We start from the raw sequence: 24,974 nt of genomic DNA, 5'->3' as shown, positions 1-24,974 counted from the left end.
GCTCATTACGAGCTGATCTGCGCCACTGCATCTTCACTGGCCTGGGCCCGCTGTTCACCTGTCAGCTCACTCAACTGCCCCTTGGACATCTCCAATAAGCGGTCCGCATGGACGAAGTAGCTGTCGTCGTGGCTAATGGCAAACACAGTTTTGCCCATCGCTTTCAGGTGGGGTAACAGCTCACGGTAAAACAGCCGCCTGAACTGCGGGTCCTGGTCCGCCGCCCACTCATCGAGCAGCAAAATATCTCGCTCTTCGGCAATCGCCAGCAGCAGTGCCAAGCGCTTACGCTGCCCTTGCGAGAGCTGCGTATTCACCACTCGGTCATCTTGCCACTCAAGCTTTTGCTGCATCTGCAGCCGCTCGAGCCACGTGGCTAATAGCGCAGGGTCGGCCACTTCTCCACCCGGCCCCATGGCTTGGTCGAACTGGTGGAAGTCAGTAAAGACACTGGCAAAGCGCGCCCGAAACGCAGCCCACTCTTGCGGGCTAAGCTCCTTGCCATCCACACTGATTTGACCACTTTGCGGGCGATACAGCCCTGAAAGCAGGCGCGCCAGCGTTGATTTACCGCTGCCATTGCCGCCAATTAAAAACACCTGCTCGCCGCGCACCAACGTGAGGTTGAGTGGACCCACCTGGAAACCCTCGCCACCGGAGGGCGGCGTATAACGATACACCACGTTAGAGAGCGTTAAGCGCTGCCAGCCGTGAAAGCTATCCTCCACATCGAAGCCCGGCTGGTACTCCGCTAGCTCCAGGCTTGCCAGTTTATCGAACGCCACCTGGGCGCTGATTAACGTGGGCCATGCGCCCACGGCCTGAATTAAAGGCGTGCGTAAAAATAGCAGGGTTAAGGCAAAGGTAGCGGCCACCGCCGGGCTTGCCCAACCCAGCACGTTGGCCATAAAGAACACCACGCCAATGGCACCCAGCATCATGATGTTGGACCAGTTATTGGCGCTGAGGTGGTAGGTGTCTGCGCGAATGATATGGTGGCGGTATGCTTTTGCGTTATCCGTGTATGACTCATCAAAAAAGCGCCGCGCACGGTCGCGGTTCAGCGCCAGCTCTTTGCGGCCTTCAATCGCCGACTGATAATCCTTATACAGACGATCCTCGCTTTCGCGCACCTGATGAAAGTGGCGATACACCTTTGACACCAGCACCCAGCCAACGCCCATGGTGAAGGCCATCCACAGCACGGTAATCACCACCATTTGCGGCGAGAGCCACGCTAAATACACCACCGAGGCCAGGGTCAGCACCACGCCCTGAACCAGCTCCGGCAAGCGCACGAAGCCAATGGTGATATTGCGCACATCGCTTGAGAGGCTTGCCAACAGCGTGGCGTTACCTAGCTGCTCTAAACGTTCGATATCGGTATCCAGAATCCTTTTCACTAACCGAGAACGCAGGTCAAACACGAAATAGTGACCCAGCAAAGTGAGCGCTAGCTGCGTGCCCAGCGTCACCGCTAACAGCAGCGCCAATAATCCTAAAAACTGGGGAAGTGCCGATAACGCGCTGCCAGCCTCAATTAGCCGCTGGTTAATAAACGCAATCACCCCCACTCCAAGCCCGGCACTCACGAGACTCAGCGCCAGTGCGCCTAAAAACGGCCAGCGATAGTGACGAAATACCACTCGCAATAATTCCATCATGCATCCCCTTTACGCATAAGCGGCGAATTGTGACGCACTTACCTGCCAAGTCAAATAAAGAGACTGATTTTCATTTACGATCACGTGTTCGTCTCACCTTTACTCAGCGCCGGGGGATTGATTAACTCCCATCACACATAACAGAGATGCGTGCGGCCATGGTGGACTACAAACTTCTTCAAGCGTTGGCGACCGTGGTGGAGTGCGGTGGCTTCGAGCGGGCAGGCGATCTCATGGGCCTCTCTCAATCGGCTATTTCGCAACGGATTAAAGCGCTGGAAGTACGGCTAGGCCAACCAGTACTGGTGCGGCACCCCTCCTTGGCACCTACACCTGCAGGGCAGCGACTGCTGGCCCATTATCAGCAGGTACAGCTATTAGAGCGTGACTTACACCAAGCCCTCCCCACCTTAGAGAAAGCTACACCCAGGCTGCGTATTGCCGTGAATGCCGATAGCGTGGTGACTTGGTGGGCTGACGCCGTGGCGGATCTTTGTCAGTCAGAAGAGGTGCTGCTGGATTTGGTTATCGAAGACCAAGACGTGGGATTAAAGCGCCTGCGCGATGGCGATGTGGCCGCCTGCTTATGCGCCACACCCCATCCAATGGCCGGTGCCCGCTGCTTGCACGTGGGGGATATGCTGTATCAGCCGCTGGCATCACCACGCTATGTGGCGCGCTTTTTCCCTGACGGCCCAAACGCAGAGGCCTTTCAAAAAGCTCCGGCGATCGTCTTTGGCCCCCACGACCAGCTACAGCACCAGTTTCTGGCGCAGTGCGGCTACCGGGGGCATTTCCCCTACCATTTGTGTCCCTCTTCAGAGGGCTTCGTGCGGTTAGCAGTGGCAGGCATTGGGTACGGAATGATTCCACAGCAGCAGGCTGCTGAGCAGCTGCAAACAGGCCAACTGGTGAGCATTGCACCGGGGCACGGATTAACCGTACCGCTCTACTGGCATTTTTGGCGTCATAGCGGGCAGCTGATTCAGCGGCTCACAGAAAGGCTGAACCATCTCACGCTTTAGCATCATTCTCATCAAATGCGTGCGAAAGGAGACTACACTCAAATTGGCTTTTTATGGTCAACGCCAGCTTATTGGCGATGATTTACTGCAGATCCCTCACACTTCCGTCAGCGATCAGGGTTTCCTGAACGGAGTAGAAACATCATAAAAGCGAATGCTATGGATGCTCACTGTTGTTTAAAACACTTTCTGATCGCCCTGCTGATCGGATTACTCAGTTGGTGCGCTCAGGCGGGTGCTGCTAACACGCTATCGATGACTCCTGAGCATCCCCATTACTCGCTGAACAACGCCACTCACTATTGGCATACCGCGACTCCCCTTTCGCTGCGTGAGGTACTGCTCCATGCGCACGAGTTTCAGCCAGTGGAAAGCGCTTCTGAGTTACATTTTGGCTATATCCAGGGCGACACATGGCTAACCACTCGCTTACATAATGCCTCACCACGCCCGAGCACCTGGATCGTTAAGTTCGAGTACCCCTTTTTAGATCACGTCACGCTTTACACCCTTCGCGACCAGTTTAGCGACGTACAGCATAGTGGCAGCGCCGTTCCTATTGCAGAGCGTGCTCTGGCACATCGTCAGGCGGTATTTCCGGTCACCCTGGAGGGCGGTGAAACGGTGACGCTGTACAGCCAAGTGGCAGCGGTCGGTAGCAGGGTATTGAATTACAGCGTCATGACGCCAGAAGCGTTTTATGCCCAAAATGATCGCCATAATTTTTGGCTCGCCACCTATTTCGGCATGCTGCTGGCCCTGAGCATTTACAACCTCTTACTGTTCTTTGGCCTTAAAGAACGTGTATTTCTTTACTACTCTCTGTTTGCCTTTGGCTTCACACTGGCGATTTTAACCTTTAACGGCATCGGCACGCTGATGTTCTGGAGCTTTCTAGGCGAGCACACGGCACGGCTGGTCGCGATTGGATTTACGTTTGCTTCGGCCATGGCCACGCTGTTCGCGCAGAGTTTTCTCAACACCTGGCGCTACAGCCCACGCTGGCATCGAATGCTTTCAGGGTGTCGTGTTGTCTACTGGCTGGCTTTGCTGGCTGCGCTGCTGCTGCCCATACAGTACGCCCTGCGCCTGATGGACCTGGTCGGTTTTAGCGCGTCGCTGCTACTTCTGGTATGCGGGATTTACTGTAGCTGGCGGCGAGTGCCCAGCGCCCGCTTGTTTGTCGCTGCCTGGTCCATCTTTCTACTCGGTGCAGCCGTGTTTGCGCTGCGTAATATGAGCGTACTGCCCGCCAACTTCGTTACGCTCCATGGCATTCAGATCGGTTCTGCCATTGAGATGCTGCTGCTCTCCTTTGCGCTAGCGGCGCGTTTTAACAAACTGAAATGGCAAAAAGAGCGTGCCCAAGCAGACACCGTGGCCATGCTCAAGAAACAAGAGGCGGCGCTGGAAGCGAAAGTGGCCGCTCGTACCCAAGCCCTGGAACAGCTTGCTAACCACGACATGCTCACAGGGCTACTCAACCGTCATGGCTTAGTGCGTTACGCAGAGGCGGCACTGGCACACAGAAACAGCCAGCAAGACCCACTGGCACTCATTATGTGTGACCTAGACCGCTTCAAGCCTATTAATGACCAGTACGGACACGAAGCAGGTGACTTTGTGCTTCAGCAGGTCGCCAAACGGCTGGAGCACCTGGCACGAGAGGGGGATCATTGCGCACGCTTTGGGGGAGATGAGTTTATTTTGCTACTGGAGCATGTTCAGCAGCCCAGCATGCTAGACGATATATGCAGCCGCATTGCCCAAGCCATTAGCGCCCCCATTAAGCTACCTAATGGTGCGTTGGTGCACGTGGGGGTCAGCATGGGCATCAGTCTCAGCAGCGACGAAAACAGCACCCTCGCGCACTTGCTCAGAGACGCTGATCAGCAAATGTACGCTGATAAAGCACGCCAAACCAAGCGCTTTTATGGCTATGGTTCGGCGTGATAGTTATCCGGTATTAATCAAATAAACTCATGCGCTTCATCACGTTATCGCGCTTGATGCGCCAGTGAAACAGCGCACCCGCAACGTGTAGCGTAATTAACACCACCAGCGCCCAGCCTACACGCTCGTGCCACATAAAGAGGGTTTGCGAGAGCGCTTCGTTCTTACCTAGCAGTCCCGGTAGGTGCCATTGGAAAAACTCCACCGGAAAACCACCCGAAGCGGTGGCAGCCCAACCCAACAACGGCATGACCACCAGCCCTGCATAGAGCAAATGGTGCACGCTGGTGCTGGCAATACGCTCGAAAGTCGTCAAGGGTGGATCGTGATCCGGCACGACAAAAGCAACTCGGGTAATAATGCGCAGCGTCATTAACAGCAAAATCGTCACACCCAGCGTCTTATGGCTGGTATACAGCACGTTGGTTAGCGTATTCCCAACGAGCGCTACGGTGCGCTCATAGCCTAAAAAACCAAGCGTTAAGCCACTCGCCAGGGAAAGCAGCACTGCCAATGCCACCAGCCAGTGCAGTACCCGGTGTGGATAGATATAGTGATCTAACTCGTGCATTCAAAACTCCCTGACCCAGTCGCCGTCACCATCAGCTTAGTGCAGCGATGCCGCGATAGAAAAATAATTGTTAGTTAAGGGTCTACCTTATAACGCTTCGCTGGGAGCCGCTAGCTGTTCACGAATCAATTCACCTAGCCGCCGGGCAGGCTCGGAAGGCCGGTGCGGCGCGCGGTGAAGCGCCAGCTCAATCATTGGTAGCGCGGGTAACCCGCTACTCTCATCCAGCGGGCGCAGCGTCGGCGTGAGCATGCTGCGCGTGACCACCACCACCGCAAGCCCTGCTGTCACAATCGGTGCTAGCCCTGCCATGGATTGGCTGGTATACGCCACCCGCCAGTCTCGCCCGGCGGCTTGCAGCGCCTGCTCGGCGACTTCGCGGAATACATCCGCCCCTGGCGTGTAGAGCGCCAGCGGAATGGGGTCGCTCAATGAAGGCTGCTGGTGAACCCCCACCGCCCACACCAGCGGCTCGCGGCGAATCACATCGCCCCCGGGGGAATTACGCTGACGCGTCACCAGCGCTAAATCCAATTCCGACGCTTTTACCTGCTCAACCAAATGAGCGCTGGTACCGCACTTTACGGTTAACCCCACCGCCGGATAAAGCTGATGAAAGTAGGCAAACACCGATGGCAGTAGCGAGGCGTAATCCTCAGGAATGCCGAGGGTAAGATCTCCGGTAATTTGGCGGGCCTGCATATCGCTCCAGGCTTCGTCGTTGAGCGCCAGCAACCTTCGCGCGTGGCCCAGCAAGCGCTCACCTTCAGCGGTAAACCGCAGCCGCCGTCCATCCCGCTCGTGCAGGCTGACCGCCAGCTGAGCTTCTAACCGCTGTAACTGCATGCTTACCGTGGACTGCGTATACGCCAGCCGTTTTGCCGCAGCGGTCACGCTGCTGGTATCTGCAATCGCGACCAATGTCCTCAGCAGCGTTAAGTCAAACGTAGGTGCGCGCATACATCACCATTGTTGATGATATTGATCATAAAAGATCGTTATCTTGATGAGTGAGTGATGAGTATGCTGCGCAGCATAGGATCATTTCAAGAGGTGATCCTCTGCAAGGTTTGGATCACTGAAGGCTTCAGGAGACGCGTCATGCATCCCATTCACTCCCCGGTAGTGGTATCCCCGAAATTCAGCGTCTGCGCCGCATTGATAGCAGTGACGTTGTGGAGCATTGCGCCATTACTGGCGGAGCTTGCCCGTGCCGCCGCTCCCTTGCAGCTAACAGCACTTACGCTGTTGGCAGGCGCACTGGCAACGCTGCCGCTCAGCCGCCGTGTGCCGATGCAAGCATGTTCGCTGGGCTGGCAGATCAGTGTGTGGCTGGGTATTCCCGTGCTGATCGTGGGGGCCGTTAGCAGCTACTTCATTGGCATGCGCTTAGCGCCTGCCGCTGAAGCAGCGCTGATCACCTACACGTGGCCGGTGCTGTTTGTGCTAATGAGCCAGTGGAGCCGCTGGGGCCGTTTGCAGTGGGCAAGCGTGGCAGGTGCGCTGATTGCCTTTTCAGGCGCAGCGATTTTATTACTGCCCCAAGCGTTGAGCGGTGGTTTTGGCGGCGCGGCTTCCGGCTATGGTTTGGCCCTGCTGGCGGCCTGCTGCTGGGCACTTTACTCATGGTTAGGTCAAGCGGTTCCGGTGTCTTTAACGCCTCTCTTACCGCGTTTACTACTGATAGCGTGTGCCATCACCTGCGCTGCTAGCCTGGTATGGGAGGGCGGAGCGCCCCTGCCCCGTGAAGAAGCACTGCTGGCAGGTATCGCACTGGGCTTGGGTCCATATGGCATTGCCATGGTGGCCTGGGATAAAGCACTGCGCTTTGGCCAAGCAAGCCTAGTGGGCAGCTTAGCCTACGGAGTGCCTATCCTGGCAGCCTTACTGCTCGTGCTGGCTGGGGTGAGTGCTTTTGACTGGCGGCTGCCCACGGCCGCGCTGCTGGTCGTGGTTGGCTGCTTAAAAGCGGGCCGCTGAGATCGGCCTCACCCCTCATTCAGCTTAACGACCGAGATAACGCGGTTTGGCAACGCCTTCTAATGCGGCCAACGGAATGGTCAGCGTTGGCTGGCCGGCCGCATACGGCGCAATCTCATACACGTTGTAAGTGACTTCCCAATGATCCTCCAGCGGGGCGATATTGCGGCTCTGGCTCAGCGGCCAGTTAACCGTAAACTGAGCATCAAAGCCCATGTCGCCAATCCAGCGCTGATGGGCCTGAACAAGCAGCGCATCAAACGCCGCCTCTTGCCCATCTATCAGCATCTCGTCAGGCTCGACCACTCGCCGCTCGCGCTCGTCAATCACCATAAACTCGGTTAACGGCAAGCCGTGCGCCTGCCCCGCGTGGTACACATAGCTGTTCAGCTCAACCACGAAAAGATCGTTGTGCCGTGCATAGCTGGTCGCCTCCAGTAATGCTTCGCTGGTCATGCCTCCTGGGGCCGTGCGGTTATCCTCTTCGGCCATATCGAAAAAACGCTCTGCATAGCCATCCCAGCTCTGCGCAGGCTGCCCCACCTCTTCGCTGATCGACATACCCAGCGTCAGCAAGCGTGTTTGTAGCGCTTCACTTAGCGCCGGTGCTTGTGGAAACTCCAACGCCGACACGGTCACCGTTGAGCACTGTTCGTCTTGGCAATCGGGCGCAACGTACTGCTTTTCAATCGCCAGAGCAGCCAGCGAAAATGGTTTTGAAGGTGATTTATCAGCGGCTAAGCAGCCACTTAACAGTAGTACCCCGGCCAGTGTTATCCCTACTCCTAGCGGTGTGGTAAAGCGCAGCATCGTAACCTCCTTGTGAATACCTCACCCTGTATGAGTGAAGCCTAGTAAAACGGCAACGCCCCTGCGATTAAGCAAGGGCGCTGATGTAACGCATGGCGCGAAAAGCGATAGCGCTTAGGTGTCTGGCTGCATTTCGGTGGGTTCAGCACTCACCTGCAGTTCAAACAGACCGCTGCCACTGGCGCTAAAGCCCCGAGCGCTCACCGTGTAAGTGCCCGGCAACAGCGCCTGTTCTAAACGGGCGTTGGTGCCGCCGCCACTGTCATCATCGCTGTACGATACCCCTTCGCCGTAAAGCTCAAGGTAGGTATCAAAGTCACTGGAGCTCATGCTCAGCGTCACTTGCGAGCTCTCTTCTAAGATTAGCTGGTAAGTGAGCGCTTCACCGCTATACCAGCCGTTGAGCGTTTCATCTGGGGTTAATGCGCCTTCATTACGCAGCTCTACATCATTAGGCAGGTCACGAGGCTCAATGGAAAGAGTAAACAAGCCGCTGTCGGTGCCATAGGCGGTACGTGCCGTAAGCTGATAGCTGCCGGGGGCCAAAAAGTCAGCGATTCTCGCGTCCAGATTACCCGCGCTATCGTCATCTTCGCGGTAGTAACCGTTAGGGCCTTCTAACACCAAGTAGGCGTCTACATCGCTGGAGCTCATATCGATTTGATACATGCCCGCTTCGTCAATTTCTAGCTGGTAAATGACATCCTGACCGCTGTACCAGCCGCTTAGTGTCTCGTTAGGCGCGACGGTGCCATCGTTGCGAAGCTCACCATCACCAGGCAGCTCGCGCGGCTCCGCTGTCAGGGTGAACAGGCCGCTGCCGTCACCAAAGGCGGTACGCGCTGTCAGCGTATAATCACCCGGGGCAAGGAAATCAGAGATGCGGGCGTTCAAATTACCGGCGCTATCGTCATCTTCACGGTAGTAGCCATTGGGGCCAGAGAGTTCCAGGTAAGCATCGAAATCATCAGCGCGCATTTCGATTTGGTACATACCGGCTTCTTCAATGGTCAGCGTGACCTCGCGAGAGGTGCTGTCTAACCAGCTGTCGATGGGAGTGCCTACGGCCATCGTGTCCGCATCGCTAAGCTCAATGGTGCGGCTATCCACACTGAAAGGACCATAGCTATGCGCATCTGAACCGCTGACCACGACAATATAGTCACCGCTCTCTTCGATACGGTGGCGTACCGTGTCAGCGTTCGCCAACAACTGGAGCTGGTCGTCGTACAACGCCACTACCCCTTGCAGCGCGCCGCTCAGAGATATCTCTACCAACGCTTCTTCATCCAGGCTAATCGCGTAGCGCGTAAAGCGACTGCCATCTTTACCGTTCAGCTCGCTGGCAGAGGTGATTTCACCGCGAGTACGTTCGCCAAGCGTCAGGTAATCCAGCCCTTGCAGTGCAGTGGGCGTGGTGTCTTGCTCAGACGTCTCGGTGGTTTCAGCGACAGGCTCTGCGGCAGCAGGGGCAAGGTGGGGCAGTGTTTGCGCGGCAACAAAACCAATGGCAGCGCCGCCCACCGCCACCACCAAAAGAGTAAGAGAAGAAGACTTGGCCATAGGTGCATCCTTGTTCGTTGGCAATGAAGCGCGGTAATTGCGTTGATGAATTATATGGCGCTTAACGAGTTAAAGTGAGCGTTTAATGAAAAATATTGCAGTGCACAAAAATCATCATTCACTATTTTCATCGAGCTGGCATAACTTACTGAAACACAAGGGCATAACAGAAAGTAACAAAACACGTGATTGTGGAGGTAATTGCGTCGATCTTCTTAAAGCTTGCCGACCCCAACATCGCAGGCTACTATCCATACGCCTATCAAGCACCTCATCGACGAATGTGGCGTCCGCTTTATGAACCACTGAGGTACTCCTATGGGAGCCTATAACCGTATTATCCGAACGAGCTGTTTGGCTGCACTGCTGCTGTTCATCACTATGAATCAGGCAGTTGCTAACCAAACAGGGCTAGAGAATGAGTTACAAGAAGGGGTCGCTTCGTTTTATAGTGATCGTTTCCAAGGGGCCACCACCGCAAGCGGCGAGCCCTTCGACCAACAGGCATTAACCGCCGCACACCCAAGCCTACCGTTTGGCACCAAGGTGTTGGTCACCCGCCCAGATACTGGGCAAGAAGTCGAAGTGCTGATTAATGACCGCGGCCCCTTTGTGAAAGGGCGAGTGATTGATCTTTCTAAGCGGGCAGCACGTGCACTAGGGATGATTCGCCGAGGCACGGCACCTGTGATGATCACCCTGGTAGATTAACGGATAACACACCCGCAAGCGTGTGATACCCCTTAAACGATCAGCGCTACAGCAAATGCTGAGTGAAGCGGCCCCTTACCGGGCCGCTTTTTATTTGCCTGTGTCATGAGCGAACTTGCAAGCGTGCTAATGGTCTCTACTCTGCAAGGAACGTTATTTTTATGTCAATGCAGGAGGCAGCGATGCAATCTCGTTTTTATACACTGACCAACTACCCGACCGGACTGCCAAAGCGGGAGCTTTTTTCACTGGAAAGCCAAGAACTCCCCGACCTGGAGGAAGGCGATGTACGCATTCGCAATCACTGGCTGTCGGTAGACCCTTACATGCGAGGCCGCATGGCAGGCGTGAAAACGTATGTGGCTCCGTTTGAGCTTGGTAAACCGATGGGAGGCGGTGCCATTGGTGAAGTCATCGCATCCAACCACCCTAATTTGCAAGTAGGCGATAAGGTTAGCCATATGGGCGGCTGGCGCGATATTGCCCAACTGCCTGGCGATAGCGTCACCGCCCTGCCTAATCACAACGTACCCGACCAAGCCTACCTGGGTGTACTAGGCATGCCCGGCATGACTGCCTGGACTGGCCTCAACCTGATTGCCGAGTGCAAGCCGGGCGATAACGTTTTAGTCAGTGCCGCCAGTGGTGCTGTGGGTTCGCTCGCGGTGCAGCTAGCCAAAGCGAAAGGTTGCCACGTGGTGGGCATTGCAGGTGCTGCGCACAAGCTTGCTTGGCTGGAGTCGCTAGGCGTTGAGCCAGTGAGCTACCGTGACCGCAGCGCGCAAGAGTTAAGCGATGCCATTAAGCTGGCAAGCCCCAACGGCATTGATGTCTATTTTGAGAACGTGGGCGGCATTTGTCTTGAAGCGGCGCTTAGCCAACTCAACGAAGGCGCTCGCATTGCCGTGTGCGGCATGATTGATAGCTATAATACCGAAACGCCCGCGCCAGGGCCCAATAACCTGTCACAGCTGGTAGTGCGCAAAGCCAAAATGCAGGGCTTTATTGTGGCCGATCACTGGGCCAGCTATGGCTACTTCTTAAATGAAGTCGCTCCTCAGGTGGCTGATGGCAAACTGGATTATAAAGAGACGATCAAAGAAGGGCTTGAAAGCACGCCAGACGCCTTTCTGGCGCTGTTTGAAGGCGGCAATACCGGCAAAATGCTGGTGAAACTAGGCGACTAATACCGCCGTGTGCCATGGCATTACGCTAGGTTAAATCTATCGGATCTCGCTCACTCCTACGTCAAGCCGCGCTATGTTGAATAGCGCGTTTTTTTTGTTGGCATCAATAATTAGCCAGCAAATCATTCGACCAAAAGCGAATTGATTATTAAAATAATAGGCTACCAATGTGTGTTTTAACCCATCGGCCCTGCCGATGGGTTAGGGCACGTTGTGGAATCGCCGCTCTTCCTCTCCGGTAAAGCGGCATCAACGGGTTGTTAATAGGGGTTTAACTCATGGATGACCACACGCGTGCTCGCGGCAAATGGCCAGCCCTAGCGCTGGGATTGCTGCTAGCGTTAGCAGGCATAGCGCTTGTCTTAGGCGGCGGTAAACTGCTGATGCTGGGCGGTAGCACTTACTACTTGATCGCAGGGCTCGGCGTTTTAGTGACAGGGTTGCTGCTGGCTCTGCGCAAAGGCGCAGCACTCTGGCTGTATGCGCTGGTTTTATTCGCCACACTTGTCTGGGCGCTATGGGAAGTAGGTCTAGATTGGTGGCAGTTGGTCCCCAGGGTCGCGATTCTATGCCTTTTCGGTATCATTATGCTGCTGCCCTGGTGGCGCAAACCGCTCAACTCGCGCAGTGGCAGTCTAGCCCTCTTGGCCAGCATTGGCGCAGCCATCATCGTGGCCATTGCCAGCCAGTTTAGCGACCCAGGTACGGTGGAAGGCACTATTGAGTCTGCTAATAACACCGAGGCCGTCAACCCAGCACAAGTGGCAGGTGACGACTGGCCCGCTTACGGCGGCACCAATGCAGGCACCCACTACTCGTCACTTAGCCAAATCACCCCTGAGAATATCGGCGAATTAGAGGAAGTATGGCGCATTCAAACCGGCGATGAACCCGGCCCCAATGCCCCGCCAGAAATCACCAACCAGAACACCCCGCTGAAAGTGAACGACAGCCTGTACATCTGCACGTCGCACAGCCGTGCCATGGCGCTGTCACCGGAAACCGGCGAAACCCTGTGGGAGTTTGATCCCAACATCAGCACCATGGGGGCAGATGACTTCTCTGGCTGGGCGCACATGACCTGCCGCGGCCTCGCCTACTATGATGCTGCTAGCTACGATGCTGCCAACCACGATGCCGACAGCGAAGCTTCCGGTAGCGACACGGATAGCAACGTTTCTGACGCTCGCTCTCTGTTTGATGACGGCAGCCAGTTTGATCTGGATCTCGCGTTTTTGCTGTTTATCAGCGGCGTTGGCGACAACCCATCCGATGAAGATGGCACGTCAGCCATGCTCAGCGCCACGGACGTAATGTGCCCGCGCAGGCTCTACTTGCCTACCGCCGATGCCCGCCTGATTGCCCTCAATGCCGATACAGGTGAGCGCTGCGAAAGCTTTGGCAACAACGGCGAAGTGGATCTCACCCATAACATCGGCGAGTTCTCCCCTGGCGGCTACTACTCCACCTCACCGGCTACCGTGACCGAAGAGCTGGTCATTTTGGGCGGCCACGTCACCGATAACAGCTCTATCGACGAGCCGTCTGGCGTGATTCGCGCCTTCGACGTACACACCGGCGAGCTGGTGTGGAACTGGGACAGCGGCAACCCAGAAGAGACAGCTCCGCTTGAAGAGGGCGACACCTACACCCGCGGCTCCCCCAACGTGTGGGCACCGATCAGTGTCGACGAAGAACTAGGGCTCGTGTACCTGCCCATGGGCAACGCCACGCCAGATCAGTACGGCGCTAACCGCTCTGAAAACGATGAAACCTATAGCGCCGGGCTCGTGGCGCTCAACCTAGACGATGGCCAAGTGGCCTGGGTGTATCAGTTCGTTCACCACGACCTGTGGGATATGGACACCCCTGCTCAGCCGGTCTTGATCGACCTAGCAACTGAAAGCGGCACCCAGCCCGCCGTGATTCAGCCCACCAAGCAGGGCAGCCTCTACGTGCTCAACCGGGAAACCGGCGAGCCCATCGTGCCGATTGAAGAAGTGCCCGCACCGCAGGGGGCCATTGAAGGCGACTGGACCGCAGAGACACAGCCACGCTCGGCGCTGAACCTGCTGCCACCGCCGCTCACTGAGCGGGATATGTGGGGCGCGTCACCGTTTGATCAAATGATGTGTCGCATCCAGTTCCGCTCGCTGCGCTACGAAGGCCAGTACACGCCGCCCTCGCTGGAAGGCAGCATCGTTTACCCAGGTAACGTGGGGGTAATGAACTGGGGCGGCGTTGCGGTCGACCCTGAGCGTCAGGCGCTGTTTACCGGTGCGAAGTACCTCGCGTTCGTTTCTACGCTGGTGCCCCGAGACCAAGTGCAAGAGGGCCAAGGCTCCGCCAGCGAGCAGGGCCTACAGCCCAACGAAGGCGCGCCCTATGCAGTAGAGCTAGGCCCGCTGCTTTCCGTATTGGGCTTGCCCTGCCAAGCGCCCTCCTGGGGCGATGTGGTGGGTATCGACCTGCAAGCGTCAGAAGTGGTATGGAAACACCGCAACGGTACCACCCGCGACAGCATGCCCTTTGGTCTGCCGATTGGGTTAAACGTCGGCGTTCCTGCATTGGGCGGCCCGCTGACCACCGCTGGCGGCGTCTCTTTCTTGAGCGGCACGCTGGATCAGTACCTGCGCGGTTACGACATCACCACAGGCGAAGAGCTCTACAAAGCGCGCTTACCCGCCGGAGGCCAGGCCACACCGATGACCTATACCGGTGCCGACGGCCGCCAGTACGTAGTGGTCACGGCCGGTGGTCACGGTACCTTTGGCACCAAGATGGGGGACTACGTGATTGGCTATGCGTTACCGGAGTAACCGCTAGCTCCAAGGAGTCAGCTAGCGCTTGTGGGAGGGAGCTTCAGCTCGCGACTGGTGGCTTAGCCAAGGCGCCTGACGGCGCCATTCGCCCGCTAAAGCGGCCTCCCACAGCAGACTTACCAAGCGTCATTGATAGATCAATACTTTAACTGACTGATATGGCGGCCATAGGCCGCCCTTTTTGTATCGGGTACTACCGCCCCCTGAGGCAATTTTAAGCATAACCAGTCTTAAAAACTCAGCTCGACACCGCCATAGACGCTGCGCCCTGGGGCAGGCTCATAAAAGCGTCCAAAGGTGCCGTTCAAGCGCACATTGGAGTAGTGCTCTTCATCCAGCAGGTTACGCAAGCCCAGATAGGCGCTTAGCCGGGTCTGTTGGCTCAGCTGCCAGCCGTCGCCTACCCGCAGGTTCACCAGCCAGTAGCTTTCCACCGCCGTCTCGTTGGCGTTATCGGCCACCAAGTCACCGACGTATTCGGTCTCCAGTGTGACGAAGCGCTCGTCGAGGTTCTCCCACGTTAGCTGGTTCACCCAGGTTTGTTCCGGCAGGCCGGGAATGCGGTTGCCATCGAAGCGCTCAGAGGGGGTGGCAAACTCGTCGAACTCATAGCGCGCCAGGGTCAGCGCACTGTTCAAGCGCCACTGGTCGGCCAACTGCCACCCCAGCGCCAGCTCTACCCCGTCACGGTTGGTGTTCCCCGCGTTCTGGTAGAAGGTGCGGCCGCCTTCGTCGTAGGGCACCAGCTCATCACGCACACGGACGGAGAAGAGCGCTACATCGTAATCCAGCGCCAGCGGTTCGATGTAACCACGCAGCCCTACTTCCCGGTTCCAGGCTTTTTGCGGCTCTACGCTGGGGTTGAAGCCACCGCCAGCGGGGTTGGCAAACTCAGAGAACGTCGGCGTCTCGAAGGCGGTGCCGGTATTGATATACGCCTGGTGCTGCGGGCGGTAGCGGTAACTCAGCCCGGCAGAGCCGCTCCATTCGTTGAAGGTGCGCTGGCCGCTCTGGTCGCCATCGGCAGCGAAATCGTCGTCGACATCGAGATCTACCCGGTCAAACCGCGCGCCTAATGAGAGCGAAAGCTGCTCCGACAGCGCTAAGTCCCCCTGAGCAAACACACCAGTGGAGGTCGCGGTTTGGGTTTCATCGGCGAGCGGCTCGCCCACCGCCCCCTGGGGATTCACATCGTTACGGAAGCGGTCATCTTCCTGGCGCGCAGCATCCACACCCACGATGTAGTTCAGCGGCAAGCTGCCTAGCGTTACCTCGTGGTGATACTCGGCGCTAGCGCCCATGTAATCGCGCTGATAGCCCAAGCGGCTGCTGCCCACAAACGGTAGCTGCTGCTCAAAATCCCGCTGGGCGATAAAGCCTTTCAAGTAAAGCTCGCCCTCTCCTGCAGATAAATCCTCGTATTGCAGGCCAATCAACTGCTGGTTGACGCTTTGGCCAGCATCCAGCGCCAGCGAGTTAGGTGCAGCCTGGTCGCGCCCTTCGGCCACTTCGCGGGCGTTGAGCGCGCCGGGGTCTTCCGAGCGGGGGTTATCCAGCAGATTAATAATCGCCGTGAGCGCCCGATCACTGCCCAACTCACGGCGCAGCTTGGCATTGAGTAGGTACTTCTCGGTGGAACTCTGCTCCCGGTAGCCATCCACGCTCAGTGCAGTGAGACTAATATGGTGCGACCAATCCCCCTGCACGCCGCCATTTTGCAGCGCCACTTTCTGGTAGCCATCGCTACCGGCACCCATGCGCAGCCGAGTGCCGGGGTTATCGCGTCCATCGGCGGTGGTCACGTCGATCACGCCACCCGCGGCGTTGCCGTAAAGCACCGATGACGGCCCACGAATGACCTCAATGCGCTCAGCGCTATCCAAATCAATCGCGTCTAGCTGGGCCTGCCCATCCGGCAGCGTGTAGGGAATGCCGTCCACCATCACCGTAATGCCCCGCACTCCAAACGGCGCACGGGCACCAAAGCCGCGAATCGAAATACGCTGACCCTGGGCAAAATTATCGCGGTTCTGTAAGAAAACACCCGGCACCCGGTTAAGCGACTCATCCAAACGCACCCGCTGCTGACCTTGAGCAATGGCGTCTTGCTCTATCGTCGAGACCGCAGCAGGCGTGGCATAAAGCTCGCGCGCCAAGCGCGGTGCGCTGACTTCTACAGTAGGCAGTACAGCGTCTGTGCTAGTTTGCGCCCACCCTGGAGCGGCAAAGGCGGTGCTGAGTAACAGTAACGAAGGGGGGAGATAGCGAGTCATGGCGTCCTTTCCAATGAAAAATCCCGATGAATCATCAGTGAACGCTCAGCACCAAGGCGTTCATCGGGGAACGGCTACGTAAAATGGTAGTCGTAGGATGGAGTGACTTATTAGCCAAGTGTAGGGATTAGTTCTACACTGGCGACTGGGCAACATTATACTAACGGTGTAAGCAAAGGAGGCTTCATGGCGTTTACCGCGACTGACCCGATCAAGATGATTTTTGCGGTTATCTTTCCCCCACTAGGGGTGTTTTTTGAGGTCGGTTTCAAAGGACACTTTTGGCTAAACATCCTATTGACGCTGTTCGGCTTCGTTCCAGGCATCATTCATGCCTTCTACGTCATACTGAAGCACTAGCCTCTCTCATTGCATCACCAGTTTAACAAACGCCGCCTTGCTTTGCGCAAGGCGGCGTTCTCTTTTAAGCCTGGTTGAAACGGCGCGGCTATTTGCCATGCAGGCGGCGATGCAACGCGTGTACTTGCTCATCTAGCCCTGGCACCGGGCCATCTACCGCAAGCCCTGGCACTACCTCGTTGATTGGTAGCGTGGCCACAGGCGGCGGTGCCACGCCCCACTGGGCAAGCCACTTTCCTAACTGCTCGGTCGAGCTGACGTAAACGATCCGCCCCAGCCCTACCCAGCCATGGGCAGCCGCACACATGGGGCAGTGCTCTCCAGAGGTATACACCGTGGCGGCCGCACGCGCTTCCGGTGAAAGGTGATTGGCCGCCCAGCGCGCCAGCGCAAACTCAGGGTGCTGTGTGGCGTCCCCTCCGGCAATACGGTTACGATCTTCCGCCAGTATCTCGCCCTGGGCGCTGACTAATACGCTGCCAAAGGGTTCATCACCGGCGTTGAGCGCCTCTTCTGCCAGCGCCACAGCGCGCTCTAAGTAGCGATACTCATGATCGTAAATCATGGTTTCTCTCCTATCGTCTTAATACGGATTAACCGTTCTCCACCGCGTGGCCGCCTTCTTCATCAGGCGCTTCAGCCAGCGTATGCCCTTCACTTCGGGCAATCACGTTCGTGCCGACCAAGTCGCCCGTTACATTCAGCGCCGTTGCCCCCATGCCTACCAACGCATCGATGGCGGTGAGTAGCGCCACGGTTTCAATGGGCAAGCCTACTTGGGCAAACACGGTGGCAATCATAATAATGCCCGCGCCCGGCACACCTGCCGTGCCTACCGTCACCAGCGTGCCGATCAGTACAATCTGCACCATGCTCATAAAGTCCAGGGGCGCGCCAATCACGTTGGCTGCAAACACCGCTGAAATGGCAATACGGATGGCGGCACCATCCATATTGAGCGTTGCTCCCAGCGGCAGGCTAAAGCCATAAATGCTTTTCGGTATACCCAAGCGCTGCGCGGCATTGATCGTAATAGGCAGCGTGCCGGAGCTGCTTTGCGTGGCAAAGGCTGTCGCCATCGGCGTGCGCGCCTCACCAAAAAAGGTGCGCAGTTTTACGCCAAACAGCAGCATTACCGCGCAGTAAATCAGCAGCTGTGCGCCCAAAGCTATATACAGCACCATCACCATGTCACCCAGCGAAAGCAGCGTTTCCATCCCCTGCTGGCTCACCGTTTCGGCAACGATGGCAAAGACACCAATAGGCACAAAATGCAGCACCCCCGACATCACTTTCAGGGTGACGTCGTTCAACCCTTCAATGACTTGATAAAGCTGCTCGCCAAGCGCGTGCTGCTGCTCGGATTGACGCATTTTCAACAGCGCAATGCCGAACACCAGCGCCGTGAAAATAATCCCCAGCATATTGAGTTCCGCAAAGGCGACGACAATATTGCTCGGTACGATATTAAGCAGCGCATCGACCACGCCAGGATTCTCAGGCACCGAGAAGCTAGCGCTGTCGTTGAGCGTCATGCCGCTGCCTGGGCTAAATAGCGTTGCCACGGTCAAGCCCACCACAATGGCGAATGCAGAAGAGGCTAAGTAGTAAATGAACACCTTGCCGCCAACACGCCCTGCACTGCCTTCCCGCGACTGATTCACCCCTACCATCAGCGTAAACAGCACAATGGGCACAATGAGGAAGGTCAGCAGCCGCAGCAATAAATCACCCAGTGGTGCCAACCAAACGGCCACCCAGTCACCGCCAACGATGCCCACCAGCACGCCCAGCACCAACGCAATGGTGACGCGCAAAATAAGCGACGCTTGAAGATAGCGCTTCCACAAATATGTCATTGAATGCCCTGTTGGTTTAAATCAGGTGGATGTAAAGCAGTGGTAAAACCACGTCATGGAGAATCATCACGGGTTGCCAAACCAGCGTGATGTTTGTTTGAACTCCATCGCGCCGATGAAATAGCTTAGCATGGTGTCTCTGGCGACTTTAGCGAGGGCCGAGTGCGTGCCCATCCTCAACGCCACTGACCGGAGCCACCATGAATACGATCAACCCCAACAAGCTACACCACAGCAAATGGACCGCCGTAACGCCACGCAATAAAGAAAAACACTTTATCGTGACGAAACTACTGCGTGATGAAGAGGAAAACGTAGTAGAGGTGGTGCTAGAAGCGGTTCACTCCCACCGGGAGACAACACTGGCGTGGCAAGCATTAAAAGACGATAGCACCTGGAAAATGGGCTGGAAGTAGCGAACATAACACCCCCTCCCCCAAGAAAATAAATGCAAAAAGGCTTTGACCTAGGCTAAGAAGCATGACACTGTAGCGTCAGTTGGTTAGCAAGCAGCATGGTTTCAGAAGTGTACGATCTTTTTCGGCAGCCTGATATTGTATTCCTTGTTTCACCCGCTACTTCATCTGGGTAATACCAGGAACTTTATTACGGCGCTTTAGCGCAAAGGATCTACACAATGGCAACTGGCACAGTTAAATGGTTTAACGACACCAAAGGCTTCGGTTTCATCGCTCCTTCTGACGGTGGCGACGACCTGTTTGCACACTTCTCTGAAATTCAGTCTGACGGCTTCAAAACCCTTCAGGAAGGCGCTAACGTCTCTTTCGACGTTACCCAGGGTAAGAAAGGCCTTCAGGCTTCTAACATCAAGCAAATCTCCTAAGTCCTATCTTCTTAGATAGCACTGAAAAGTTTGCTAGAACCCTCGCCCTATAGGTGAACGGTTCGACAGAAAGGCCCGCTTCGGCGGGCCTTTTTGCGTTTGTGCGTTAACCCCGCTCCCATACGGTGAGCTGGGCGTCTATCGTGAGCGTCAGCTGCTCTAAAGCAGCCGCTTTTTCGCGCCCTTGTGCACTGGCACGGTACAAATGCGGCGTCATGGTCAATAAATCGCCGATAGACTCCGCCCCTTCCAATGAGATGGAGTAGCGAACTTGCTCTGAGGCGAGGTGCTTAAACCCTTCCGGTACATCAAGCGCTTTCTCACGGGCAGGCTTTAAGGTGGGATAAATAATTTCCCGCAGCTCGCGTAAATGTTCCGGCCCCGCTTCTACTTGAATCAGTTGCCCGCCTGGCTTGAGCACGCGTGCAAACTCGCTATACACAGGAAAGCCAAACATACACAGCACGCTATCCAGCGTTGCCGACTGCACCGGCAATTGGGCGTTGCTGCCCACTACCCAGCGGCTGATCGGTGCGTGCTTATCCTCTTGCTTCGCCGCCGACTGCACCGCCCACTTAGAGATATCCAGCCCCATCAGTGAAAGCGCCTGCGCGTCTGGCAGCTGTTGAGCCAACTGGCGCAGGTAGTAACCCTCACCACAGCCTGCATCCAGGCAGCTGTACGTTTCTGGCTGCTCACAGTGGCGCATCACCGCCTGGCTAAGCGCCTTCGCAATGGGTGCATAATCACCCGCTGCCAAAAAGCGCTGGCGGGCTGCCACCATGGCTTTGCTGTCACCAGGGTCGGTGGAGCGCTTCTGCTGCACGGGCAGCAGGTTGATATAGCCCTGTTTGGCCACATCGAAACTGTGGTTTGACGCACACCGCCAAGTGCCGCCTTCCAAATGGAGCGGTTCGCCGTCTAACGGGCAGGCCAGAGCCTGAAAAGGGGTACGATGGATCACAAAGAAGTCTCGTTGGAGCGTTTGTTGGGCATGGAAGCGCGGGATACATCTTTAAACAGGGTGGATTGCCACTGGCGAACCGCCAGCACCGAGGTGGTGCCAAAGCGCTGATGAAGCGGTAGGCTGCTTTCTCGCTCGCATAGGGCGTGAAACTCGTTTCCCAAGCGCTGCATGATTTGCTGCCATTCAGCGCTGCCTGCCTGGGAAAGCAAGCCATTCAACACCATCAGCTTTTCGGTGTCGCGATCAAAGCGTGATTGGAAAAACTCGGTGGCAATATGCTGCTGGAAAAATTGCTGAATCGGCCCGCCAGGACGCCAGCGAAAATTAGCCGCCACGCGCTGGCGAATACGATTATCCGGCAGCAGCTCGATCAGCTTTAACTGCTCAAGCGTGATCAGATGGCGGATACACTGCGCCTCGCTCAGCCGATACTGGTGGTGAATCTCTTCAAAGCGGTAGCCGTTAATCACGCACACTGCGACCAAAAACAGCTCACGGTCATCGACGATGCGCTGCTCTTGCGCCTGGCTCAGTTCCTGCACTCGCTGCTCATCGGCCTGCATGGCATTGACCAGTTCGGCAAATTCCAGGTTAAGCTGGTCGCAAATCACCTCTAGGCGCTCTAGGGTAAAATGCTTATCGGCGAACAGCCGCTTCACCGAGGCCTCGCTAAGCCCAAGCCACCGGGCTACATCGGCATACGTGTTGCCTTGGGCGCGCAGTTGGCGCTTCAGCGTATCGACCAGCGCACTTGTTTGGCTCACAGGGCCTCCGACGCTTAAAAGTAGCGTATAACGATACCGGAAAGCCTATATAACTCAACTTGAACGGTGAGCGTTGCAACACTCACCCCGTTTGCCGACAGTGCGTTAACTCTCGGCTTCTAAGGCGACACACCATGCAACCTTTGCTGCGCATCGCGGGCGCTTGGCCCTACTTGATGGCCATTTTTCTCAATGCCTTCGTGGATCTTGGCCACAAAATCGTCATTCAGAATACGATTTTCAAAAGCTACGATGGCGCGACCCAGGTCGTGCTCACCGCCCTGGTGAATGGGCTGATTCTACTGCCGTTTATTCTCCTCTTCAGCCCGGCAGGCCATATTGCCGACAGCACCCCCAAAGTTCGCGTGCTAAGGCTCTCCGCCTGGGCCGCCGTGGCGGTGTCGCTGGGCATTACCGCCGCCTACTACCAGGGCTGGTTCTGGCTCGCTTTTGCGATGACGCTGCTGCTGGCCATCCAGTCTGCGTTCTACTCACCCGCCAAGTACGGCCTAGTAAAAGGGCTGTTTGGTAAACCCCGGCTAGCCGAAGCCAACGGGCTAGTGCAAGCGGTCACCATTGGCGCGATCCTGGCCGGCACGGTGGCGTTTACCGCCCTGTTTGAACACTGGGTCACCCCCAGCGCCAGCACGCCAAGCGACCTACTGCGCCATATCGCCCCGCTGGGCTGGCTACTGGTGCTTAACAGCGGCCTTCAGGTCGTCGCCCTTTATCGGCTCCCACTGGATGAAGCACAGCCTGCGGCTACCCCGCTCACCTGGGCACGCTACCGCAGCGGCACTGCGCTAAAAAACAATCTGAGTATTCTTGCCCGCCAGCCAGTGCTGCGGCTCTCCATTATTGGGTTGGCGACGTTCTGGTCGGTGGGGCAAGTGCTGCTGGCCGCTTTTCCCGCCTATGCCAAAGAGGCGCTCAGCATTGAGAACACGCTGGTGCTGCAAGCCATTCTCGCCGCCAGCGGTATCGGCATTGCTCTCGGCTCGCTGTTAGCTAGCAAGCTCTCCCGCAACCGTATTGAAACCGGGTTAATTCCGCTGGGTGCTGTCGGTGTCGCTGTCGGGCTGTGGTGCCTTCCCCTCCTCACCACGCCCACCAGCCAAGCGCTCAACTTTGTGTTCATCGGCATGATGGGCGGGCTATTTATCGTGCCGCTCAACGCGTTGATTCAGTTTCACGCGGCGGATCACGAGCTAGGCACCGTGCTCGCCGCCAACAACTGGATCCAGAATCTCTCGATGCTGGGCTTTTTGGTGCTCACCGCGCTGTTCGCGCTGGCGGGCGTAGATAGCCACTACCTGCTGCTATTAGTCGCCAGCGTGGCGATGGTGGGCGGTGGCTACACCATTTTTAAACTGCCCCAGAGCCTAGTGCGCTTTATTCTCAGCTTCCTGCTTACCCGCCGTTACCGCGTAGACGTTCACGGTCTGGAAAACCTGCCCGCACAGGGCGGTGTGCTGCTGCTGGGCAACCACATTAGCTGGGTAGATTGGGCGATGGTGCAAATTGCCAGCCCGCGCCCGGTGCGCTTTGTGATGCTGAAAAACATCTACCAGCGCTGGTACCTACGCTGGTTCTTTAAAGCGCTGGGCTGCATTCCCATTGAGCGCGGCGCAGGGGCAGACAACGCCCTGGCTGCCGTGGCCGAACAGCTTAATGCAGGGGAAGTGGTTTGCCTGTTCCCCGAAGGGGCGATTAGCCGCAACGGCCAGCTGGGTGAGCTGCGCCGTGGCTACGAACGCGCCTGTAAACAGGCCAACCCAGACGTACGCATTGTGCCGTTTTACCTGCGCGGCCTGTGGGGCAGCCAGTTCTCCCGCTCGTCCAGCAAGCTCAAGGAACTGCGCAATGCGCCGCTGCACCGCTCGGTGGTAGTCGCCTTTGGCAAACCGCTGCCTAAAGACACTCCCGCCGACGTACTCAAACGGCGCATTTTCGAGCAGGCGACCCACTCGTGGCAACACGCCATGGAGGAACTGCCTTCGCTGCCTGCGGCCTGGATCAACAGCGTCAAACGCAGCCCAAGCGCCCCAGCGTTGGCCGACGCCTTAAGTCGCCCACTCAACGCAGGTCAGGCGCTCACCGCTAGCCTGCTGCTCGCCAAGCGCTTTCGACACTGTAGCCTCAATGAATCGACGCTTGGCCTACTACTGCCTACCAGCACCGCAGGGGTACTGGCCAATATGGCCACGCTGCTCGCGGGCAAAACGCTGGTGAACTTAAATTACACCGCCAGCCAAGCCGCCCTTGCCTCCGCGATGCAGCAAGCCGATATTCGCACCGTCGTTACCTCTCGCCGCTTTGTGGAAAAGTTGAACCAGCGCGGGCTGGCGGTGGAATCGCTGCTGGAAGGCAAACAGGTGATCTACCTGGAAGACCTACAGGCGGGGATCTCCCGGCTAGAGCGCGTCAGTACGTTTTTTGCCGTTCGCCTGCTACCCGCTTGGCTGTTAAAGACGCTCTATTGCCACGGCCAGGATGCCGACGCCACGGCGGCTATCCTGTTCTCCAGCGGCAGCGAAGGGCACCCCAAAGGCGTAATGCTGAGCCACCGCAACCTGATGGCGAATATCAAACAGACCTCCGACGTGCTCAATACCCAGCACGACGATGTGGTCATGGCCTCGCTGCCGCTCTTTCACGCGTTTGGCTTTACCGTCACCCAGCTACTCCCATTGATCGAAGGGCTGCCGCTGGTCAGTCACGCCGACCCTACTGATGCCCCAGGTGTTGCCAACGCAGTAGCCAAGCACAAAGCCACCATTATGTTCGGCACCTCCAGCATGCTACGGCTATTCAACCGCAGCCCAAAGGTACAGCCCGCCATGCTGGAAAGCCTGCGCGTTGTGGTGGCCGGTGCAGAGAAACTGGATGACAGCGTACGTGAAGGGTTTGCGCACAAATTCAATAAAGCGATTTATGAAGGCTATGGCGCGACAGAAACCGCTCCCGTGGCGGCCGTCAACCTGCCCGACGCCGTAGGCGTTCACTACCAGCAGGTTCAAAAAGGCAATAAGCCCGGCACCGTGGGTATGCCGCTCCCCGGCACCAGCATTAAGGTCGTCGACCCTGAGAGCTTCGAGGAGCTACCCACCAACGAGCCGGGCATGATCGTGATTAGCGGGCCACAGGTGATGCAGGGTTATCTCAACGACCACCAACGCACCGAGCAGGCACTCAAAACCTTCGACGGCCAGCGCTGGTACGTCACTGGCGATAAAGGGTTTATTGATGAAGATGGCTTTTTAACACTGATCGACCGCTACGCCCGCTTTGCCAAGATCGGCGGCGAAATGATTAGCCTAACGGCCGTCGAAACAGCGGTTAAAGAAGCCCTAGACGACTCCGACACCCCGCTGATGGCGGTCAGCCTACCCGATGCAAACAAAGGCGAACGTATCATCATGCTGAGCGAAGAACCGCTGGACACCAAAACGATCAAAACCACCCTGCGCAGCCACGGCACGCCTGCGTTAATGATCCCCAGCGACTGGTTTACCGTCGAACAACTTCCACGGCTAGGATCTGGTAAGGCGGATTTTGCAGGCGCTAAACGGCTTGCTCAAGAGCAGTTATCGCTAGAAGGCAGCGCGACACGCTAGTCAT

General features: G+C 56.9%; 20 protein-coding genes. 10 read left to right on the top strand and 10 right to left on the bottom strand.

What is annotated here, in order from left to right:
* Window positions 1-5: 5 nt before the first annotated feature.
* Window positions 6-1,661 carry a multidrug ABC transporter permease/ATP-binding protein gene (locus IEW65_RS01845; RefSeq protein WP_188638268.1) on the bottom strand — a complete coding sequence of 552 codons (1,656 nt, stop codon included), beginning with the start codon at window positions 1,659-1,661 and terminating at the stop codon, window positions 6-8.
* Between the two features lie 161 nt (window positions 1,662-1,822).
* On the opposite strand from IEW65_RS01845, the gene IEW65_RS01840 reads away from it, so the two are divergent.
* Complete coding sequence (locus IEW65_RS01840) at window positions 1,823-2,689, top strand: LysR family transcriptional regulator ArgP (protein ID WP_188637809.1); 867 nt, start codon at window positions 1,823-1,825, stop codon at window positions 2,687-2,689.
* 159 nt (window positions 2,690-2,848) lie between these two features.
* Entirely contained in the window at window positions 2,849-4,642 is a 1,794-nt protein-coding gene (locus IEW65_RS01835) for a diguanylate cyclase (RefSeq protein WP_188637808.1), read from the top strand.
* 13 nt (window positions 4,643-4,655) lie between these two features.
* On the opposite strand, the gene IEW65_RS01830 is transcribed toward IEW65_RS01835, so the two are convergent.
* Window positions 4,656-5,213 carry a cytochrome b gene (locus IEW65_RS01830; protein ID WP_188637807.1) on the bottom strand — a complete coding sequence of 186 codons (558 nt, stop codon included), beginning with the start codon at window positions 5,211-5,213 and terminating at the stop codon, window positions 4,656-4,658.
* 87 nt (window positions 5,214-5,300) lie between these two features.
* Window positions 5,301-6,173 (bottom strand): LysR substrate-binding domain-containing protein, encoded by an 873-nt coding sequence (locus tag IEW65_RS01825; RefSeq protein WP_188637806.1) that lies wholly within the window; start codon window positions 6,171-6,173, stop codon window positions 5,301-5,303.
* A gap of 141 nt (window positions 6,174-6,314) precedes the next feature.
* Between IEW65_RS01825 and IEW65_RS01820 the strand changes: the two genes are divergently transcribed.
* Window positions 6,315-7,193, top strand: coding sequence for a DMT family transporter (locus tag IEW65_RS01820; protein WP_188637805.1), 879 nt, complete (start codon window positions 6,315-6,317; stop codon window positions 7,191-7,193).
* A 24-nt stretch (window positions 7,194-7,217) separates the two neighbouring features.
* Here IEW65_RS01820 and IEW65_RS01815 read toward each other — a convergent pair whose 3' ends face one another.
* Window positions 7,218-8,003 (bottom strand): RsiV family protein, encoded by a 786-nt coding sequence (locus IEW65_RS01815; RefSeq protein WP_188637804.1) that lies wholly within the window; start codon window positions 8,001-8,003, stop codon window positions 7,218-7,220.
* Window positions 8,004-8,117: 114 nt separating this feature from the next.
* Window positions 8,118-9,566 carry a hypothetical protein gene (locus IEW65_RS01810; RefSeq protein WP_188637803.1) on the bottom strand — a complete coding sequence of 483 codons (1,449 nt, stop codon included), beginning with the start codon at window positions 9,564-9,566 and terminating at the stop codon, window positions 8,118-8,120.
* 318 nt (window positions 9,567-9,884) lie between these two features.
* Here IEW65_RS01810 and IEW65_RS01805 point away from each other — a divergent pair, with 318 nt between their 5' ends.
* From IEW65_RS01805 to IEW65_RS01795, 3 genes are all read left to right on the top strand, one after another.
* The gene (locus tag IEW65_RS01805; protein WP_188637802.1) at window positions 9,885-10,277 is read left to right on the top strand and encodes a septal ring lytic transglycosylase RlpA family protein; all 393 of its coding nucleotides are present in this window, start codon (window positions 9,885-9,887) and stop codon (window positions 10,275-10,277) included.
* A gap of 182 nt (window positions 10,278-10,459) precedes the next feature.
* Window positions 10,460-11,464, top strand: a complete 1,005-nt coding sequence (locus IEW65_RS01800; protein ID WP_188637801.1) for an NADP-dependent oxidoreductase — start codon at window positions 10,460-10,462, stop codon at window positions 11,462-11,464.
* A gap of 278 nt (window positions 11,465-11,742) precedes the next feature.
* Window positions 11,743-14,283, top strand: a complete 2,541-nt coding sequence (locus tag IEW65_RS01795; RefSeq protein WP_188637800.1) for a glucose/quinate/shikimate family membrane-bound PQQ-dependent dehydrogenase — start codon at window positions 11,743-11,745, stop codon at window positions 14,281-14,283.
* Between the two features lie 233 nt (window positions 14,284-14,516).
* Here IEW65_RS01795 and IEW65_RS01790 read toward each other — a convergent pair whose 3' ends face one another.
* Window positions 14,517-16,559 carry a TonB-dependent receptor family protein gene (locus IEW65_RS01790; protein WP_188637799.1) on the bottom strand — a complete coding sequence of 681 codons (2,043 nt, stop codon included), beginning with the start codon at window positions 16,557-16,559 and terminating at the stop codon, window positions 14,517-14,519.
* A 186-nt stretch (window positions 16,560-16,745) separates the two neighbouring features.
* Between IEW65_RS01790 and IEW65_RS01785 the strand changes: the two genes are divergently transcribed.
* Window positions 16,746-16,919 carry a YqaE/Pmp3 family membrane protein gene (locus IEW65_RS01785; protein ID WP_188637798.1) on the top strand — a complete coding sequence of 58 codons (174 nt, stop codon included), beginning with the start codon at window positions 16,746-16,748 and terminating at the stop codon, window positions 16,917-16,919.
* Between the two features lie 88 nt (window positions 16,920-17,007).
* Here IEW65_RS01785 and IEW65_RS01780 read toward each other — a convergent pair whose 3' ends face one another.
* Window positions 17,008-17,484, bottom strand: a complete 477-nt coding sequence (locus IEW65_RS01780; RefSeq protein ID WP_188637797.1) for a nucleoside deaminase — start codon at window positions 17,482-17,484, stop codon at window positions 17,008-17,010.
* A 28-nt stretch (window positions 17,485-17,512) separates the two neighbouring features.
* Window positions 17,513-18,778: a dicarboxylate/amino acid:cation symporter gene (locus IEW65_RS01775; RefSeq protein WP_188637796.1), complete on the bottom strand. Its 1,266-nt coding sequence runs from the start codon at window positions 18,776-18,778 to the stop codon at window positions 17,513-17,515.
* 200 nt (window positions 18,779-18,978) lie between these two features.
* Between IEW65_RS01775 and IEW65_RS01770 the strand changes: the two genes are divergently transcribed.
* On the top strand, window positions 18,979-19,194 hold the full coding sequence (locus IEW65_RS01770) for a TIGR02450 family Trp-rich protein (RefSeq protein ID WP_188637795.1): 216 nt from the start codon (window positions 18,979-18,981) through the stop codon (window positions 19,192-19,194).
* Window positions 19,195-19,415: 221 nt separating this feature from the next.
* Window positions 19,416-19,622, top strand: coding sequence for a cold-shock protein (locus IEW65_RS01765; RefSeq protein ID WP_009095703.1), 207 nt, complete (start codon window positions 19,416-19,418; stop codon window positions 19,620-19,622).
* 106 nt (window positions 19,623-19,728) lie between these two features.
* Here IEW65_RS01765 and IEW65_RS01760 read toward each other — a convergent pair whose 3' ends face one another.
* Window positions 19,729-20,583 (bottom strand): putative RNA methyltransferase, encoded by an 855-nt coding sequence (locus IEW65_RS01760; RefSeq protein ID WP_188638267.1) that lies wholly within the window; start codon window positions 20,581-20,583, stop codon window positions 19,729-19,731.
* Entirely contained in the window at window positions 20,583-21,353 is a 771-nt protein-coding gene (locus IEW65_RS01755; protein ID WP_188637794.1) for a helix-turn-helix domain-containing protein, read from the bottom strand. The genes IEW65_RS01760 and IEW65_RS01755 overlap by 1 nt, the downstream gene beginning before the upstream one ends.
* Before the next feature lie 134 nt (window positions 21,354-21,487).
* Between IEW65_RS01755 and IEW65_RS01750 the strand changes: the two genes are divergently transcribed.
* On the top strand, window positions 21,488-24,970 hold the full coding sequence (locus IEW65_RS01750; RefSeq protein WP_188637793.1) for an acyl-[ACP]--phospholipid O-acyltransferase: 3,483 nt from the start codon (window positions 21,488-21,490) through the stop codon (window positions 24,968-24,970).
* Window positions 24,971-24,974: the final 4 nt, after the last annotated feature.

Origin of the sequence: Vreelandella lutescens (assembly GCF_014640815.1) — a bacterium.
Taxonomy (GTDB): domain Bacteria; phylum Pseudomonadota; class Gammaproteobacteria; order Pseudomonadales; family Halomonadaceae; genus Vreelandella; species Vreelandella lutescens.
The sequence above is the reverse complement of the archived record's forward strand: the minus strand, read 5'-3'. Positions and strand labels throughout refer to the sequence as shown.

Bases quoted from the DNA above. Each gene is read 5' to 3' on its own strand.
- IEW65_RS01845 (WP_188638268.1), bottom strand. From the start codon at position 1,661: ATGGAATTATTGCGAGTGGTATTTCGTCACTATCGCTGGCCGTTTTTA.
- IEW65_RS01840 (WP_188637809.1), top strand. From the start codon at position 1,823: ATGGTGGACTACAAACTTCTTCAAGCGTTGGCGACCGTGGTGGAGTGC.
- IEW65_RS01835 (WP_188637808.1), top strand. From the start codon at position 2,849: ATGGATGCTCACTGTTGTTTAAAACACTTTCTGATCGCCCTGCTGATC.
- IEW65_RS01830 (WP_188637807.1), bottom strand. From the start codon at position 5,213: ATGCACGAGTTAGATCACTATATCTATCCACACCGGGTACTGCACTGG.
- IEW65_RS01825 (WP_188637806.1), bottom strand. From the start codon at position 6,173: ATGCGCGCACCTACGTTTGACTTAACGCTGCTGAGGACATTGGTCGCG.
- IEW65_RS01820 (WP_188637805.1), top strand. From the start codon at position 6,315: ATGCATCCCATTCACTCCCCGGTAGTGGTATCCCCGAAATTCAGCGTC.
- IEW65_RS01815 (WP_188637804.1), bottom strand. From the start codon at position 8,003: ATGCTGCGCTTTACCACACCGCTAGGAGTAGGGATAACACTGGCCGGG.
- IEW65_RS01810 (WP_188637803.1), bottom strand. From the start codon at position 9,566: ATGGCCAAGTCTTCTTCTCTTACTCTTTTGGTGGTGGCGGTGGGCGGC.
- IEW65_RS01805 (WP_188637802.1), top strand. From the start codon at position 9,885: ATGGGAGCCTATAACCGTATTATCCGAACGAGCTGTTTGGCTGCACTG.
- IEW65_RS01800 (WP_188637801.1), top strand. From the start codon at position 10,460: ATGCAATCTCGTTTTTATACACTGACCAACTACCCGACCGGACTGCCA.
- IEW65_RS01795 (WP_188637800.1), top strand. From the start codon at position 11,743: ATGGATGACCACACGCGTGCTCGCGGCAAATGGCCAGCCCTAGCGCTG.
- IEW65_RS01790 (WP_188637799.1), bottom strand. From the start codon at position 16,559: ATGACTCGCTATCTCCCCCCTTCGTTACTGTTACTCAGCACCGCCTTT.
- IEW65_RS01785 (WP_188637798.1), top strand. From the start codon at position 16,746: ATGGCGTTTACCGCGACTGACCCGATCAAGATGATTTTTGCGGTTATC.
- IEW65_RS01780 (WP_188637797.1), bottom strand. From the start codon at position 17,484: ATGATTTACGATCATGAGTATCGCTACTTAGAGCGCGCTGTGGCGCTG.
- IEW65_RS01775 (WP_188637796.1), bottom strand. From the start codon at position 18,778: ATGACATATTTGTGGAAGCGCTATCTTCAAGCGTCGCTTATTTTGCGC.
- IEW65_RS01770 (WP_188637795.1), top strand. From the start codon at position 18,979: ATGAATACGATCAACCCCAACAAGCTACACCACAGCAAATGGACCGCC.
- IEW65_RS01765 (WP_009095703.1), top strand. From the start codon at position 19,416: ATGGCAACTGGCACAGTTAAATGGTTTAACGACACCAAAGGCTTCGGT.
- IEW65_RS01750 (WP_188637793.1), top strand. From the start codon at position 21,488: ATGCAACCTTTGCTGCGCATCGCGGGCGCTTGGCCCTACTTGATGGCC.